13 protein-coding genes are annotated in these 14,683 nt (G+C 57.9%); 9 read left to right on the top strand and 4 right to left on the bottom strand.

Annotated features, from left to right (window positions below):
* Window positions 1-113 precede the first annotated feature (113 nt).
* Window positions 114-902, top strand: a complete 789-nt coding sequence (locus tag ACR0ID_RS08275; protein WP_480604794.1) for a 23S rRNA (adenine(2030)-N(6))-methyltransferase RlmJ — start codon at window positions 114-116, stop codon at window positions 900-902.
* A gap of 118 nt (window positions 903-1,020) precedes the next feature.
* On the top strand, window positions 1,021-2,760 hold the full coding sequence (locus tag ACR0ID_RS08280) for an adenylate/guanylate cyclase domain-containing protein (protein ID WP_480604795.1): 1,740 nt from the start codon (window positions 1,021-1,023) through the stop codon (window positions 2,758-2,760).
* 48 nt (window positions 2,761-2,808) lie between these two features.
* On the opposite strand, the gene ACR0ID_RS08285 is transcribed toward ACR0ID_RS08280, so the two are convergent.
* Window positions 2,809-4,377 carry a 2-isopropylmalate synthase gene (locus ACR0ID_RS08285; protein WP_480554184.1) on the bottom strand — a complete coding sequence of 523 codons (1,569 nt, stop codon included), beginning with the start codon at window positions 4,375-4,377 and terminating at the stop codon, window positions 2,809-2,811.
* A gap of 289 nt (window positions 4,378-4,666) precedes the next feature.
* On the opposite strand from ACR0ID_RS08285, the gene ACR0ID_RS08290 reads away from it, so the two are divergent.
* Window positions 4,667-5,332 carry an SDR family NAD(P)-dependent oxidoreductase gene (locus ACR0ID_RS08290; protein ID WP_480604797.1) on the top strand — a complete coding sequence of 222 codons (666 nt, stop codon included), beginning with the start codon at window positions 4,667-4,669 and terminating at the stop codon, window positions 5,330-5,332.
* A 4-nt stretch (window positions 5,333-5,336) separates the two neighbouring features.
* Here the strand turns inward: ACR0ID_RS08290 and ACR0ID_RS08295 are convergent, their stop codons facing one another.
* Window positions 5,337-6,818: an MORN repeat-containing protein gene (locus ACR0ID_RS08295; protein WP_480604799.1), complete on the bottom strand. Its 1,482-nt coding sequence runs from the start codon at window positions 6,816-6,818 to the stop codon at window positions 5,337-5,339.
* Window positions 6,819-6,971: 153 nt separating this feature from the next.
* Here ACR0ID_RS08295 and ACR0ID_RS08300 point away from each other — a divergent pair, with 153 nt between their 5' ends.
* The 3 genes from ACR0ID_RS08300 (at window position 6,972) to ACR0ID_RS08310 (ending at window position 10,632) form a co-directional block, all read left to right on the top strand.
* A complete protein-coding gene (locus ACR0ID_RS08300; RefSeq protein WP_480604801.1) occupies window positions 6,972-8,630 on the top strand; it encodes an NAD+ synthase in 1,659 nt (552 codons plus the stop codon).
* Between the two features lie 308 nt (window positions 8,631-8,938).
* Window positions 8,939-9,163, top strand: a complete 225-nt coding sequence (locus ACR0ID_RS08305) for a hypothetical protein (protein WP_480604802.1) — start codon at window positions 8,939-8,941, stop codon at window positions 9,161-9,163.
* A 137-nt stretch (window positions 9,164-9,300) separates the two neighbouring features.
* Window positions 9,301-10,632, top strand: a complete 1,332-nt coding sequence (locus ACR0ID_RS08310) for an NAD(P)/FAD-dependent oxidoreductase (protein ID WP_480604804.1) — start codon at window positions 9,301-9,303, stop codon at window positions 10,630-10,632.
* A 4-nt stretch (window positions 10,633-10,636) separates the two neighbouring features.
* Here the strand turns inward: ACR0ID_RS08310 and ACR0ID_RS08315 are convergent, their stop codons facing one another.
* Window positions 10,637-11,569, bottom strand: coding sequence for an MBL fold metallo-hydrolase (locus ACR0ID_RS08315; protein ID WP_480554179.1), 933 nt, complete (start codon window positions 11,567-11,569; stop codon window positions 10,637-10,639).
* Between the two features lie 116 nt (window positions 11,570-11,685).
* Between ACR0ID_RS08315 and ACR0ID_RS08320 the strand changes: the two genes are divergently transcribed.
* Window positions 11,686-12,120: a DUF1801 domain-containing protein gene (locus ACR0ID_RS08320; RefSeq protein ID WP_480554178.1), complete on the top strand. Its 435-nt coding sequence runs from the start codon at window positions 11,686-11,688 to the stop codon at window positions 12,118-12,120.
* A gap of 75 nt (window positions 12,121-12,195) precedes the next feature.
* Window positions 12,196-13,521 (top strand): glutamate--tRNA ligase, encoded by a 1,326-nt coding sequence (gene gltX, locus ACR0ID_RS08325; RefSeq protein ID WP_480604807.1) that lies wholly within the window; start codon window positions 12,196-12,198, stop codon window positions 13,519-13,521.
* Between the two features lie 52 nt (window positions 13,522-13,573).
* Here gltX and ACR0ID_RS08330 read toward each other — a convergent pair whose 3' ends face one another.
* Complete coding sequence (locus ACR0ID_RS08330) at window positions 13,574-14,143, bottom strand: gamma-glutamylcyclotransferase family protein (RefSeq protein ID WP_480495485.1); 570 nt, start codon at window positions 14,141-14,143, stop codon at window positions 13,574-13,576.
* A 93-nt stretch (window positions 14,144-14,236) separates the two neighbouring features.
* On the opposite strand from ACR0ID_RS08330, the gene ACR0ID_RS08335 reads away from it, so the two are divergent.
* The gene (locus ACR0ID_RS08335; RefSeq protein ID WP_267366061.1) at window positions 14,237-14,683 is read left to right on the top strand and encodes an RrF2 family transcriptional regulator; all 447 of its coding nucleotides are present in this window, start codon (window positions 14,237-14,239) and stop codon (window positions 14,681-14,683) included.

Genomic DNA, 14,683 nt, shown 5'->3' on the forward strand with positions numbered 1-14,683 from the left:
CTCGACGGTTCCGGGACGGATGACTTATAGGGTGCCATCACGCCCGGTAAAAGGGCTGATTCCGCGACAATCAGCACCTTTCCGCCTTATTGAATGGGACTTTAGAAGGCAAAATGCTCTCTTATCAACACATTTACCACGCCGGGAATCTGGCGGATGTCCAAAAGCACGCATTACTGGCGTGGGTGCTGGATTATCTGACACGCAAAGACAAGCCGCTCAGCTATATCGAGACGCATTCCGGGCGTGGGTTGTACCGGTTGGATGCAGACGAATCCATTCGGACAGGAGAGGCAGCGGAAGGGATCGGTCGCGCACAGCGGGAAGGGTGGTTCGGGCCCGACCACCCGATGGAGCAGGTCCTGAAGCAGGTACAGGCCCGGTACGGCGACACGGCCTATCCGGGATCGCCGATGATTGCCGCGACTATGTTGCGGGAACAGGACAGTTTGAACCTCGCGGAACTGCACCCACAGGAATTTGCCGCCCTGTCGTTGGCGATGTCGCCGTTTGGGGCGAAGGTCTATCAGCAGGATGGGTTCGATCTGGCACAGTCTTTGCTGCCTCCGACTCCGCGCCGGGGCATGATGCTGATTGACCCCAGTTACGAGGTGAAAACCGATTACGACCGCATGCCCGGCATTATCGCCAAGCTGCACCGCAAGTGGAATGTGGGCGTGATTGCCCTTTGGTACCCGATCCTGACAGATGAGAGGCACGTCAGGATGGTCGCCGCTTTGAAGGCTCAGAATATGCCGAAATCTGTGCGTCATGAGGTCCGCTTTCCCGCCGCGCGCGCGGGGCATCGGATGGTGGGGTCCGGGATGTTCTTTGTGAATGCGCCATTCGGATTTGCCGAAGAAACGCAAAAACTGGATGCGCTGTTTTCCGGTCTCGGCTGACACCAGACGACATGTTGAAGGCGCACGCCACCTCGCCGATACACGCCCTGCATGTACCGATTAAAATTCTTGTTCGGTCAGGGCATGCGGCACTAGACTTGGCGCTGGGGGGATCGCAATGAATCGCAGACTCGCAGCAGTTCTGGCAGCAGACATGGTGGGTTACAGCCGCCTGATGGAAGCGGATGAACAAGGCACCTTGGCCCGTTTGCGCACTCATAGGATCGAATTAATCGACCCGTCGATCGAAAAAAACCGAGGCACTGTTATCAAGACAACTGGCGACGGGATGTTGGTCGAGTTCACCAGCGCCTGCGATGCCGTGGCTTGTGCCGTCGAAGTCCAGAACCGGATGTTTCGCAGAAATGCCGATGTGCCTAAGGATCAGCGCATCCAATTTCGGATCGGCATCAATCTGGATGAAATCATCTTTGAAGACGGGGATATTTTCGGCAGTGGGGTCAATGTGGCCGCGCGCCTGGAACAATCTGCCTCTCCTGGTGACGTGTTGATTTCCGGCGCGGTGCACACCCAGGTGACCAGTCGGCTGGATCTTCGCTTTCAGGATCTGGGGGAGCTGTCGCTCAAGAATATTTCCCAGCCGGTTCATGCCTTCCGCGTTGAACTGGACGCGCCCGCTGCGGCGGCTGGTGAAAATTCCAAAGAGGACGGCTCAACCAGAGTCGTCAAACCGACAATTGCGGTTCTGCCGTTCGAGAACATGAGCGGCGATCCCGAACAGGAGTTCTTCGTCGACGGTTTGACTGAAGACCTGTTAACCGAACTCAGCCGTCGGCACGAGTTGTTCGTGATTTCGCGCAATTCCAGTTTCGTCTACAAGGGGCAGGCCGTGAACCTTCGCCAAGTCGGCGAGACTCTGGGCGCGCAATACATCGTCGAAGGCAGTGTGCGCAAAGCCGGAAATCGCCTGCGCGTCACGGTACAGTTGATCGACAGTCAGAACGACGCCCATATCTGGGCCGAGAAATACGACCGTGACCTGGATGATATCTTTACCATCCAGGACGAGGTCACTTCGGCAGTTGTGGCGACACTGCCGGGCCGCATCGAAGCGTCGCAACAGGAAGAGTTAAAGCGAAAGACCCCTTCAAATTTCGCGGCGTATGAATGCGTTCTGGCCGCAAAGGTTCTGCACCACCGCAGCACACGTGAGGACAATGCCGAAGCGATGAAACTGATCGAGCGGGCCATCGAACTGGACCCGGAATATGCTCATGCCCATGCCTGGCGCGGTTGCATTCGCGGTCAGGCCTGGGGGTACGGCTGGGCCGAGGACGGCGAGGCGATGAAGATGCTGGCGCTGGATTCGGCCAAGAAGGCGGCATCACTGGACGATAACGATGCCGACGTACACAGACTGATGGCGGCGGTGGAAATTTTGCAAAATGACCTTGGGCGCGCCCGCTACCATCAGGAACGCGCGCTGTCTTTGAATCCAAACTACGATTTGGTCGTGGTGCAGATGGGAGAGTTGCTGACCTGGTCTGGTCGGCCCGAGGAAGGCGCCGAGTGGATCGAAAAAGCGATGCGGCTGAACCCCCATCATCCGGCCCGGTTCTGGAGCCATTTGGGCAAAGCCCATTTCGGCGCAAAGCAATATGAAGCTGCGATCGAGGACTTTTCGCGCTTGCCGGCATTGGATGTGGTTCAGCACGCCTATGTTGCGGCGTGTCACAGTTGGCTGGGCAACGAGGCCAAAGCCCGCCAACATGTCAAGGAAATCCATGTGTCACAGCCGGATTTGACTGTTCAGGACCTTGTCGCGAACCTTCATTACGGACGCGAAGAGGATTTGCAGCATCTTATCCAGGGGCTGGCTAAGGCCGGATTGTCCTGAGGTAAAAAACGGCCCGGAAGTTCGGGCCGTTTTCTGGAGCTTCGTCGATCAGGTCAGGTCTTTATAGCTGATCTCGCGCGCATCTGCGCCCGGTCCAGCCTTTTCACGGCGCACGATCAGGCGGTTGAGAGCGTGGATATAAGCCTTAGCTGACGCCACGACGGTATCGGTGTTTGCCGACTGGCCTGTTGCGATCATGCCATCCTCTTCCAGGCGCACGGAAACCGTTGCCTGCGCGTCCGTGCCCTCGGTTACGGCATGAACCTGATAAAGCTGAAGACGCGCCGTGTTGGGATAAATCGCACGAATCGCCTTAAAGGTTGCATCCACCGGGCCGTCGCCATGTTCGGTGGCGATTTTGTCCACGCCTTCAACTTCCAGCTCGACCGTCGATTCCGCCTGACCACCCGTGCCGCAAGTCACCTTCATCGAAACCAGTTGCAGGTGGTCGTCAGCCTCGTCCAGCGTCATCAGCGCAATGAGATCGTCGTCGAACACCTCTTTCTTGCGATCCGCCAGATCCTTGAACCGGACGAAGATATCCTTGAGTTGGTTGTCACCAACCTCAAACCCCAGCGTTTCGAGCTTGTCGCGCAAGGCTGCGCGGCCCGAATGTTTGCCAAGCGGCAAGGATGTTCCCGACAGACCAATGTCCTCAGGACGCATGATTTCAAAGTTTTCGCGGTTTTTCAGCATCCCGTCCTGATGGATGCCACTTTCATGGGCAAAAGCGTTCTTGCCGACAATTGCCTTGTTGAACTGCACCGGAAAGCCCGAGACCGTCGCGACCCGACGCGAGATGTGCATGATCTTGGTGGTGTCGATGCCAGTGTGCCACGGCATGATATCGTTGCGCGTGCGCAGTGCCATGACCACTTCTTCCAGCGCCGTGTTGCCTGCGCGTTCGCCCAGACCGTTGATGGTGCATTCAATCTGGCGCGCACCGCCTGCGACAGCGGCCAGCGAGTTCGCGGTCGCCATGCCAAGGTCGTTGTGGCAATGGGTGGCAAAGATCACGCCATCCGCCCCCGGCACCGTTTCGATCAGCCGCTTGATCAGGTCCGCGCTTTCCACCGGAGCGGTATAGCCCACCGTATCCGGGATGTTGATCGTGGTTGCCCCGGCCTTGATCGCGATCTCGATCACACGACACAGGTAATCCCATTCGGTTCGGGTCGCGTCCATCGGAGACCACTGCACGTTTTCGCACAGGTTGCGCGCATGGCTGACCGTTTCGTGGATCTTGTCGGCCATCTCGTCCATGGTCAGGTTCGGGATGGCGCGGTGCAGCGGCGAAGTGCCGATGAATGTGTGAATGCGGTTCTTCTCGGCGTGTTTTACCGCCTCCCAGCAGCGGTCGATATCGGCAAAATTTGCACGGGCCAGACCGCAGATGCGGCTGTTTTTCGACCGCTGTGCAATTTCGGTCACAGCCTTGAAATCGCCTTCGGACGCGATGGGGAAACCGGCCTCGATGATATCGACGCCCATGTCGTCCAGCAGCTCGGCGATTTCGAGCTTTTCGTCATGGGTCATGGTGGCGCCGGGGCTCTGCTCGCCGTCGCGCAAAGTGGTATCGAAGATCAAGACGCGGTCTTGGTCGGTCACGTTGGTCATGGGGTTCTCTTTCTTCTTCTGTCCTAAAGCCTATGGCGCGCTGGCGTCCTCCTCTGAGCGGGCGCGCCGGATGGCACGCTCAGAGGCGGATTAGGATCAGTAGGCCACGCAGCGACGCACCGCGAAGGGCGGTGTCGACACAAGGGATATCTGCGCGGTTGATCATGGGATTGAGGTTATACAGAGCCCGCCGGGAATGGAAAGAACCAATTTGCAATACGCGAACTTCTGGCAACTGCCCTTTTTCGACAGCCTTGATTGTTCGCACTGCGCCGCTAGCTGGTCACGGATGGAAACTGCATTGATAATTGGTGCTTCTGGCGGGATTGGCGCAGCTGTTACCGGACGGCTGGTTGAGCAGGGCGTTTCGGTCACGCGTTTGTCCCGGTCGGAGGACGGCTTTGACCTGACTGATCGGGACAGGGTGATGCTGATGCTTGAAAGCCTGCCAGACCAGTTTGATCTGATTCTGGTGGCTTCGGGCGCGTTGGAGATAGACGGCGCTGTGCCGGAAAAGACCATTCGGGCGATTTCAGCCAAAGCCATGATGGATCAGTTTGCGTTGAATGCCGTTGGTCCAGCATTGGTGCTAAGCCGCGCGTATCAGCTGTTGCCGCGACATAGACGATCTGTATTCGCGGTGCTTTCGGCGCGGGTGGGATCAGTCGGGGATAATCGGACAGGTGGTTGGATCAGCTACCGTGTGGCTAAGGCAGCGGTCAATCAGGTCGTCCATACCGCCGCAATTGAATTGGCCCGAACACATAAACAAGCAATTTGCGTCGCCCTTCACCCCGGCACGGTAAAAACAGAGTTCACGAACAAATACCTGGGTCGTCATCCTGCCGTCGAACCTGAAGCAGCCGCCGACAACCTGTTGAACGTGATACGCGGGTTAACGCTGGCTGATACCGGTGGGTTCTATGATTGGGCCGGTAAGCCGGTCCCGTGGTGAGCCTTCACCCGTCCGAGCTTCCGGTTGCCTCAGTATTTGCATCCGGGCTGGGTTGCGGGGCAGGGGTGTCAGCGTCACTCTGCTGGTCCGAGGTCTGGTCCGGCAACACGCCGTTTTCCCAGACACCGCTTTCCTCCTGGCCGTTGGCATAGCGCATCGTCCCACTGCCCTGCCGTTTGTTGTCAACAAAGCTGCCCTCATACACGTCGCCGTTCGAGTAGGTGGCGGTACCCACGCCGTTGATTTTTCCGTCCGACCAGTCGCCCGAATATTTGAACCCGGCGGGGGTTACGATTTCGCCTTTGCCATGCCGTTTTCCGTTCAGGAAATCACCGATGTAGACCGTGCCATCGGAATAGGTCGCCTTGCCTTTGCCCTGACGCACACCTTCAACCCAGTCGCCGTCATATACCGAGCCATCTGCGCGCGTAACCACACCTTTGCCGTGGCTTTGCGCGTTTTTGAATTGGCCTTTGTAGATCATACCATTGGTATACGTGGCCGTGCCTTGACCCTCGATAACACCCGCGATCCATTCGCCTTCATAGGTCGACCCGTCCGGATAGATGATGCTGCCGTTTCCTTCGGCCAGATCGGCAACGAAATCGCCGACATAGACAGAGCCATCCGGATAGGTCACTTCGCCTAGGCCTTCAATCTGCCCGGCGTTCCAGTCGCCGGTATACACAAAGCCGTCTGTTCCGGTGAACGTTCCTTTGCCGTGGCGACGGTCGTCGACAAAATCGCCTTCGTACACATCCCCCTGCGCGTGGGTCACTTTGCCCTTACCGTAGCGGCGCCCTTCTTGAAGTTCGCCTTCGTATATATCGCCATTGGAATAAGTCAGGCTGCCCGTCCCGGTGATCTGGTCGCCGGACCAATCCCCTGAATACACCATTCCGTCGGGCATCGTCTGCGTGCCGGTTCCATCGCGCAAACCTGCGTTGACGTCGCCGTCGTAAACGCTGCCATCCGTATAGGTGATCCTGGCCTTGCCCTGCCGCTCACCGTCGACCCAGTCGCCATCATAGATATATCCGTCGGGAAAACTCAGCACGCCTTTGCCATGTCGCTGAGCGTTCCTGAACTCACCCTCATAGCGCGTGCCGTTCGCGAATTCAGCGATGCCGGTGCCGTTGATTGACCCTTTGGACCAATCGCCCTCGTAGCTGCTGCCATTGGCATAGATGATCTTGCCGCGCCCTTCGGGCTGACCCTTGGCGAACATGCCTTCGTAGACTGACCCGTCGGGGTAGCGTGTCGTACCCTGACCCTGAATTTCGCCTTCTACCCACTGCCCCGTGTATTCAAACCCATTCGGCAGCCGATACGTTCCTGTCCCGTGCCGCAACCCGTTCTCGTAAGTGCCTTCATAGACACCGCCAACTTCATCATCCTTGACGATGACAGTCCCGTCCTGCGCGAAAGCAGTGGCAGCTGCCAGGCTCATCCCCGCTGCCAAAATTGAGTTTCGGATCACGTTCATTTCTGGTCCTGTCTGCCCGGTCGTCGCTGGTGATATCTCTTGCGCAAAACTAAGGTACCGTTGCAGGCAGAGCAACGGCTTTTGCCGCATTGGTCTTTTACTCGCGCGGTGATCTGCTAAATGGCAATAGGACTTACGAGGCAAGAGGGCAGCATGGCCGACCGTTTCCGCATCACTCTGGCGCAACTGAACCCGACCGTTGGCGATATCGAAGGCAACGCAGCAAAGGCCTTTGCGACATGGGAACAAGGCAAGGCAGCGGGCGCGGATCTGGTGGCTTTCCCCGAGATGTTCATCACCGGCTACAACACGCAGGATCTGGTTCTCAAACCGGTATTCCACCGCGCAGCCATGTCTGCGGTTGAAGCGCTGGCTGCAAAATGCGCCGAAGGTCCTGCAATTGCCATAGGTGGTCCCTGGGTCGATGATGGAAAGCTGTACAACGCCTACCTGATCCTGAAGGGTGGCCGGATCACCAGCAAGGTTCTGAAGCACCACCTGCCGAACGAGACGGTGTTCGACGAAGTGCGCCTTTACGATGCGGGACCTCTGGGTGGGCCGTATTCGGTAGGGAATTTCCGGATTGGCAGCCCGATATGCGAAGACAGCTGGCACCCGGACGTGGCAGAAACGCTGGAGGAAACCGGGGCCGAGTTTTTGTTGGTCCCCAACGGGTCGCCCTATTTCCGGGATAAATACGATGTGCGGTTGAACCATATGGTCGCGCGCGTGGTCGAAACGGGACTGCCACTGATTTACCTGAATATGGTTGGCGGGCAGGATGATCAGGTCTTTGACGGTGCCAGTTTTGGCCTAAACCCGGGCGGGGAATTGGCGTTCCGGATGCCTATTTTCGACGAGCTACTCTCTCAAGTCGACCTTGAGCGCGGCGAAGACGGCTGGCGGATCGCATCAGGTGAAATCGTGCCCCAACCGGATGAGTGGGAGCAGGATTACCGCGCGATGGTGCAGTCTCTTCGCGACTACATGGGGAAAACCGGTTTCAAAAAGGCGCTGCTGGGCTTGTCCGGCGGGGTTGATTCCGCGCTGGTCGCGACCATTGCAGTCGATGCCATCGGGGCCGAAAATGTCCGCTGCGTGATGCTCCCGTCGGAGTACACCAGTCAGGCCTCGCTTGACGATGCCGAGGCGGTCGCCAAAGCGCTGGGCGTCCATTATGACTACGTGCCGATCTCGGACAGCCGCGCAGCCGTCACCAGTACTTTGGCCCCGTTGTTTGCAGGGCTGGATGAAGGGTTGACCGAAGAAAACATTCAATCCCGCCTGCGCGGGTTGCTGTTGATGGCGATCTCGAACAAGTTCGGCGAAATGTTGTTGACCACCGGCAACAAATCCGAGGTCGCCGTGGGCTATGCCACGATCTATGGCGACATGAACGGCGGCTATAATCCGATCAAGGATCTGTACAAGACCCGTGTGTTTGAAACCTGCCGCTGGCGCAATGCCAATCACCGCAACTGGATGATGGGCCCTGCAGGCGAAGTGATCCGTCCCTCTGTCATCGACAAACCGCCCAGTGCGGAACTGCGCGAAGATCAGAAAGACAGCGACAGCCTGCCGGATTACCCGGTGCTGGACGGAATACTTGAGATCCTGGTCGATCAGGACGGATCGATCGCGGACTGCGTCGCCGCCGGGTACAACGAAGCAGATGCTCAGCGGGTCGAGCATCTGGTTTATATCAGCGAGTATAAACGGTTCCAGTCCGCCCCCGGTACGCGCCTGAGCAACCGCGCGTTCTGGCTGGACCGGCGGTATCCAATTGTGAATCGCTGGCGCGATCGCCCCTGATTGCCGCAATTCGCGCGTTGCATTGGAAACAGTAAAGTTTCCCTCCTTTTGATTGTTTTCCGATTTCTCGTTTTGGGCCTGCCAGAGGAACAAAATCCGGCCTTTGACTTGTTGCAGTGACAACTTTCTGCCACATTTCAGCTTGAAAATTGCCCTATGTGGGGCTGGTGCGATGCAATTCTCAAAGTCGCAAGCCGATTTTGATGAAGTGTGACGCATCCGGGGTTGGATGTCTGAGTAAATGGTTTGGTTTTGACATGTATAGTGAATATCAGAGATCGCATCATGCTCTTTTGAAACGGCGGACGATGGAATCTCCGCCGCAGGAGTTGGATGAGGAAAAGCTGGAAGCGGCGATTGTCGGTGTCCTGAATGAACAGCGGCTGTCCGACGAACAGGCAGCGGCGTCGCTTCGGGCTGAGTTTCCAAGCTTGTTGCCGCAGAAGGACGTAACCGCCCAGACCGTGCAAAAAGACACCGGGTTGACCGCGAAGCTGCGTCAGAAATGGGCGGAACTGTCCGGCGCAGCGTGATGTGCTGAGGATTTTCGATGCCGTTGGCGTCTGGGCCACAGGCGTCATAAATAGTGCCAACATTGCGACAATTCGTGTTGCCAAACTTCTAGACCTTGGTCCCCATACGGGTTCAGGCGACAGAGTAATGCGTATTTATGACGGCACCAAAACCGAACCCCGTAGAATCCAATCTTGCCCTTCCCAAATCTGTTGATGTCGTCGTTGTTGGCGGCGGCATAATCGGCGTTTCAACAGCGCTGGAACTGGCAGAACGCGGAGCTTCCGTCCTTTTGTGCGAAAAGGGACAGATTGCGGCTGAACAAAGCTCGCGCAATTGGGGGTGGGTGCGTTTGGGTATGCGAGACCCCCGCGAAATTCCCCTGATGCAAGAGGCGTTGCGGATATGGCCGACCCTTGATGCCCGCCTGGATGGCAATACCGGATATACGCAATCCGGCATTCTTTTTGGCGCGTCCGGCAAGCGGGGCGAAGTCAATCTGAAGCGTTGGATGCGCCATGTAGAAGGATTACAGACCGGGGCAAAAATGGTGTCGGGACGCGAGTTGGCAGAGTTGTTGCACGGGCATGAAACCGGCCTGACATCTGCCCTGTACATGCCGCAGGACGGGCGCGCCGAGCCGCAATGGGCTGCCCCGGCCATAGCCGAAGCCGCACGGCGTCTGGGTGCTGTAATCATGACAGGCTGCGCCGTGCGAAGTGTAGACATTCAGGATGGGCGTATTGCTGGTGTATTCACCGAGCGCGGCAAGGTCGCCTGCGGGCGCGTGGTTCTGGCGGGGGGCGCGTGGTCGCGTTTGTTTGCGGGAAATGCAGGTATCAACCTGCCGCAGCTTAAGGTTCTGAATACGGTTCTGCGGACTTCTCCGGTGAAAGATGGGCCCGAAACTGCGTTATGGTCGGATGATGTTGCGATCCGAAAGCGCGCTGATGGGGGGCACACCATCGCGTCCGGACATCAGAACACGGTCGATATCGTACCGGACAGTTTCCGGCTGGGGTTGCAGTTTCGCTTTGCCTTTGCGCAGGAATGGAAATCCCTGCGCTTTCGCTGGTCAAATCAGTGGGCTATCGAGGCCCGTCAAAACAGAAGATGGTTGCCGACCGACATAACCCCGTTCGAGCTGTGCCGGGTTTTGGATCCTGAACCTTCGCAGAAGTTTTTGCGACAAGCCTGGGCCAGTGCACGAAAAGGATTTCCTGCTTTGCTGGACAGTGAAATCGTCCAAAGTTGGGCGGGTATGATTGATGTCACCCCCGACGCCATTCCCGTAATCTCGGGCGTGGATGACGTACCGGGTATGTATATCGCCACGGGCTTTTCCGGCCACGGCTTTGGCATCGGGCCCGGCGCCGGCCGCCTGACAGCGGACCTTGTCACTGATTCAACCCCTTGTGTGGATCCGACCGCGTTCCGTCTGTCTCGGTTCACTGACGGCTCAAAAGTGCGACCGGATCCAGGTTACTAGGGGCTTAGCCCATCATCTGATAGCTGACTGGAACAAAGCGGAAGCCCTCGCCCCGTGTCTCGACAAAGCCCGCGGCAGGGAAGGGCATGTGATAGCCGACCATCGGCACCTTGTCGGCTGCCAGCATGCCAAGAACGTTTCGGCGCGCGGCGGTTGCGGCGGCCTTGTCCATGTCAAACCGAACCTCCCATTCCGGATGGGCAAAGGACCACACGTAATGGTTGGCCAAGTCCGCTGTCAGCAGAAGGCGCTGTCCGTTGCTCTCCAGATGATAAACCGTATGACCCGGGGTATGGCCGTGGGCCGCAACCGCAGTTATGCCTGACGCCACTTGCTCTCCATCACCGACAAAGCTCATCTTCTCGGCCATCGGTGTGACTTTTGCGGCCACAAGATCACCGACATTGTTTCCGGCCTCCTGCGCGGACCAGAAATCGTATTCCGTTGCCGAAGTCACATAGCGTGCGTTGGCAAAGGTCGGTGCGCCATCCGTTGTCATGCCGCCAATATGGTCGGGATGCATGTGGGTCAGTACGACAACGTCGATCTGATCCGGGCTGACACCTGCATCGGCCAAAGCGGCCTGAATGCCGCCCTGCCCAAGACCGGTGTCGAACAATACCAGTTCCGATCCGGTGTTGACCAGTGAGGGGGTAAAGAAGAATTGGGCGGTGTCGGCGGGAATAAAGTTCTCGGCCGAAACCTTTGCGAAGTCTTCATCTGACGCTCCGCCGCCAAAGATATCCTGGGCGCCATCGCGGGGCAGGCTGCCATCCAGCAAGGTCGTGACGGTAAAGTCGCCGACATGGAATGACTTGGCGATGGTCGAGTTGGCCTTGGCGTCAGAGCCTGCGGCCAAAACCGGCGCTGCTGCCGTGGCAAACGGCAAGGCGGCAGCGGTTCCCAAGGCGGCACGGCGAGTAAGTTTGATCGTCATTATCGTTCTCCCTGTCAGAACACCTTTAGAAAAACTAGAACGGTGTGAGATTCTGACCAGATGTTACGACATCCACGCAGGGTGCATGGATGAACAATACGTGTTAATTTTTGTTCATGTCGCGATCGCAGAACAAAACCGTTCCAACGGATCAAAGTGTAGAAGACTTCCTTAATTCGGTCCAATCAGAACGTCGGGCCGAAGAGACGCGCGCTCTGGACGACCTGTTTCGGGCTACCACCGGATTTGATCCGGTCATGTGGGGGCCGTCGATGATAGGGTATGGCCGTTATCACTATCGCTACGCCTCGGGCCGAGAGGGCGATTTTCTGGCAACCGGATTTTCCCCGCGCAAGTCGGCGCTGGTGATTTATATCATGCCGGGTTACGCGGATTTTGGCGGCATTCTGGCCCGGTTGGGTAAGCACAAGTTGGGCAAGTCCTGCCTGTATGTGAACAAGCTGGCGGATATCGACATGCAGGTTCTGTCGGAACTCATTCGCGCCGGGTTGGACGACCTTGGCAGGATATGGCCCGTGGAACCGCGTTGAATCACCTGATGGATCAAGCGGCGGCTGGACAAAAACGCGCCCATGTGACAAGAGCCGCGCCAACAGGAGACACCCATGACCACCACCCGTTTCGCCCCGTCGCCCACCGGTTACATCCATGTGGGCAACCTGCGCACCGCCCTGATGAACTATCTGATCGCCCGCAAGTCGGGCGGTACGTTCATCCTGCGCATCGATGACACCGACCCCGAACGCTCGAAAGAGGAATATGTCGATGCCATCAAACAGGATCTTGAATGGCTGGGTTTGCACTGGGATCGTGTCGAGCGTCAATCCGAGCGTTTGGACCGCTACGCCGAAGCGGCTGACAAGTTGCGCGCGATGGGGCGGTTCTATGAAGCGTTTGAGACGCCGACCGAGCTGGACCTGAAGCGCAAGAAACAGCTGAACATGGGCAAACCGCCGGTTTATGACCGAGCCGCGCTGAACCTGTCGGATGCCGAGAAGGATGCGCTGCGCGCTGAACGTGGCAACGGTGTCTGGCGTTTCAAGCTGGATCACGAACGGATCGAGTGGACCGATGGAATTCTGGGCGACATCTCGATCGATGCGGCCTCGGTCTCTGATCCGGTTCTGATCCGTGGTGATGGGCAGGTTCTTTATACGATTGCGTCGGTGGTGGATGACACTGAAATGGGCGTGACTGATGTCGTGCGCGGCTCGGATCACGTGACCAACACTGCGACCCAGATTCAGATCATCAAGGCACTGGGCGGGGATTGCCCGCGCTTTGCGCATCACTCGCTGCTGACCGGCCCGCAGGGCGAAGCTCTGTCGAAACGCCTGGGTACGCTGGCCCTGCGCGATCTGCGTGAACAGGGCGTGCAGCCGATGGCACTGCTGAGCCTGATGGCGCGACTGGGTTCGTCCGATCCGGTCGAGCTGCGCTCGGATATGGCCGAGTTGATCGACGGCTTTGACGTGAGCCGGTTTGGTGCCGCGCCGACCAAGTTCGACGTGCAGGACCTGTTCCCGCTGACCGCCAAATACCTGCAATCGCTGCCGCTGGCGAATGTGGCCGATGCTGTCGCGGATGCCGGGGTGCCTGCCGAACTGGCCGAACCGTTCTGGGCCATGGCGCGCGAAAACATCATCACTTTGGCCGACCTCAAAGGGTGGTGGGACCTGTGCCGTGACGGCGCCGAACCGTTGGTTGCCGATGAAGATCGCGAATTCATCGCTCAGGCCATGTCGCTGCTGCCCGAAGGCCCGTTCGATGGTGAAACCTGGGGAGCCTGGACCAATGCCGTGAAAGAGGCAACAGGCCGCAAGGGAAAAGGCCTGTTCATGCCGCTGCGCAAGGCGTTGACAGGTGCAGAACGTGGCCCGGAAATGGCGGCGTTGCTGCCGTTGCTGCAGGTGATCCGCGCGCGCGTCTAACGCGGTAGTACGCGACATTTAAGGGCCACGCCTTCGGAGTGGCCCTTTGTCGTCAAACCGGTTGTTCAATCCGAACCGACAAACCGGTCAGGCGGTCATCGACAAAATCACGCTCGACAGGTTTGAGTTGTTGATGTCGCGGGTAACGTGGCTCGGCCCGGTCATTCAGGATCGGGGCATCCCAGCCGCTGGTTGTTGCAAAGAACCGGTCTGCCCCGTCTTCTCCGAACGCCCGCAAATAACCCTGAACAACAACGTCGATATAGCTGAGCAGCAAGGGATGGCGGTTGCTGGGCTCGTTGTGCCGATCCTGCGGGACGGCGTAGACAGCTATTTCAACTTCATGTTTCAGCGGATGTGAAACCGACCGGGTTGCCGGAATTCGGTCATAGGCCCATTCCCGTTCATCCAGCGCAGCCCAGTCGTTCTTGGGGACATGTGCGATCATGCCTTCGATCTCAGACTCGGGGTCCGGGACAGCTGTCAGGAACGCGACCGGGCGCAGATCAGTGTGTCGCCATGCGCGTTTCCACCCCTTCAGTTTTGCTGGGCGGGGGTCGGGAAAATCATGTGTGGCGAGGTTCACAAGGCTTCCATAACCAAAGAAATAGGGGTCGGCCATGCGAGAGGTGTCCTTTGGGTCGATTGATGTATGTCAAACCGCTTTTTTCCGCGACATGCAATAAGGCTTCATCTTTTATTCAGGGAGGCCTTCATGCGGATTACCAAACGGACGAATATCGCTGTGCGCCTGTTGATGTATTGCGCCGCACACCCGGACCGGCTGGTCACCAAAGCCGAGATCGCCGAAGTCTGCAACATCTCGGAAAACCATCTGGCTCAGGTGATCAACCAGTTAAGCCAGTTGAATTACCTGAGCACTCAGCGCGGCCGCAACGGCGGTATGTCGTTGGCGCGTCCGGCAAGCCAAATCCGGATCGGCGCGGTGTTCAGGCACGTCGAAGGGGCCTTGCCCATCGCCGAGTGTTTTGCGGATGCGGACAACACCTGTCCTTTGACCGATGCCTGTAGGCTGCGGCTGGCATTGCAGGATGCGGCGGAAGTTTTCTATGCATCTCTGGACGAAGTGTCGTTGGATGCGCTGGTTTGTGACAACGACCCGTTGCTGAAGCTGTTGCAGCCCGTGGCCTGCGTACGCTGA

The organism is Ruegeria sp. AL2, from assembly GCF_056540845.1.

Coding starts and splice junctions, on each gene's coding strand:
- ACR0ID_RS08275 (WP_480604794.1), top strand. CDS start 114: ATGCTCTCTTATCAACACATTTACCACGCCGGGAATCTGGCGGATGTC.
- ACR0ID_RS08280 (WP_480604795.1), top strand. CDS start 1,021: ATGAATCGCAGACTCGCAGCAGTTCTGGCAGCAGACATGGTGGGTTAC.
- ACR0ID_RS08285 (WP_480554184.1), bottom strand. CDS start 4,377: ATGACCAACGTGACCGACCAAGACCGCGTCTTGATCTTCGATACCACT.
- ACR0ID_RS08290 (WP_480604797.1), top strand. CDS start 4,667: ATGGAAACTGCATTGATAATTGGTGCTTCTGGCGGGATTGGCGCAGCT.
- ACR0ID_RS08295 (WP_480604799.1), bottom strand. CDS start 6,818: ATGAACGTGATCCGAAACTCAATTTTGGCAGCGGGGATGAGCCTGGCA.
- ACR0ID_RS08300 (WP_480604801.1), top strand. CDS start 6,972: ATGGCCGACCGTTTCCGCATCACTCTGGCGCAACTGAACCCGACCGTT.
- ACR0ID_RS08305 (WP_480604802.1), top strand. CDS start 8,939: ATGGAATCTCCGCCGCAGGAGTTGGATGAGGAAAAGCTGGAAGCGGCG.
- ACR0ID_RS08310 (WP_480604804.1), top strand. CDS start 9,301: ATGACGGCACCAAAACCGAACCCCGTAGAATCCAATCTTGCCCTTCCC.
- ACR0ID_RS08315 (WP_480554179.1), bottom strand. CDS start 11,569: ATGACGATCAAACTTACTCGCCGTGCCGCCTTGGGAACCGCTGCCGCC.
- ACR0ID_RS08320 (WP_480554178.1), top strand. CDS start 11,686: ATGTCGCGATCGCAGAACAAAACCGTTCCAACGGATCAAAGTGTAGAA.
- gltX (WP_480604807.1), top strand. CDS start 12,196: ATGACCACCACCCGTTTCGCCCCGTCGCCCACCGGTTACATCCATGTG.
- ACR0ID_RS08330 (WP_480495485.1), bottom strand. CDS start 14,143: ATGGCCGACCCCTATTTCTTTGGTTATGGAAGCCTTGTGAACCTCGCC.
- ACR0ID_RS08335 (WP_267366061.1), top strand. CDS start 14,237: ATGCGGATTACCAAACGGACGAATATCGCTGTGCGCCTGTTGATGTAT.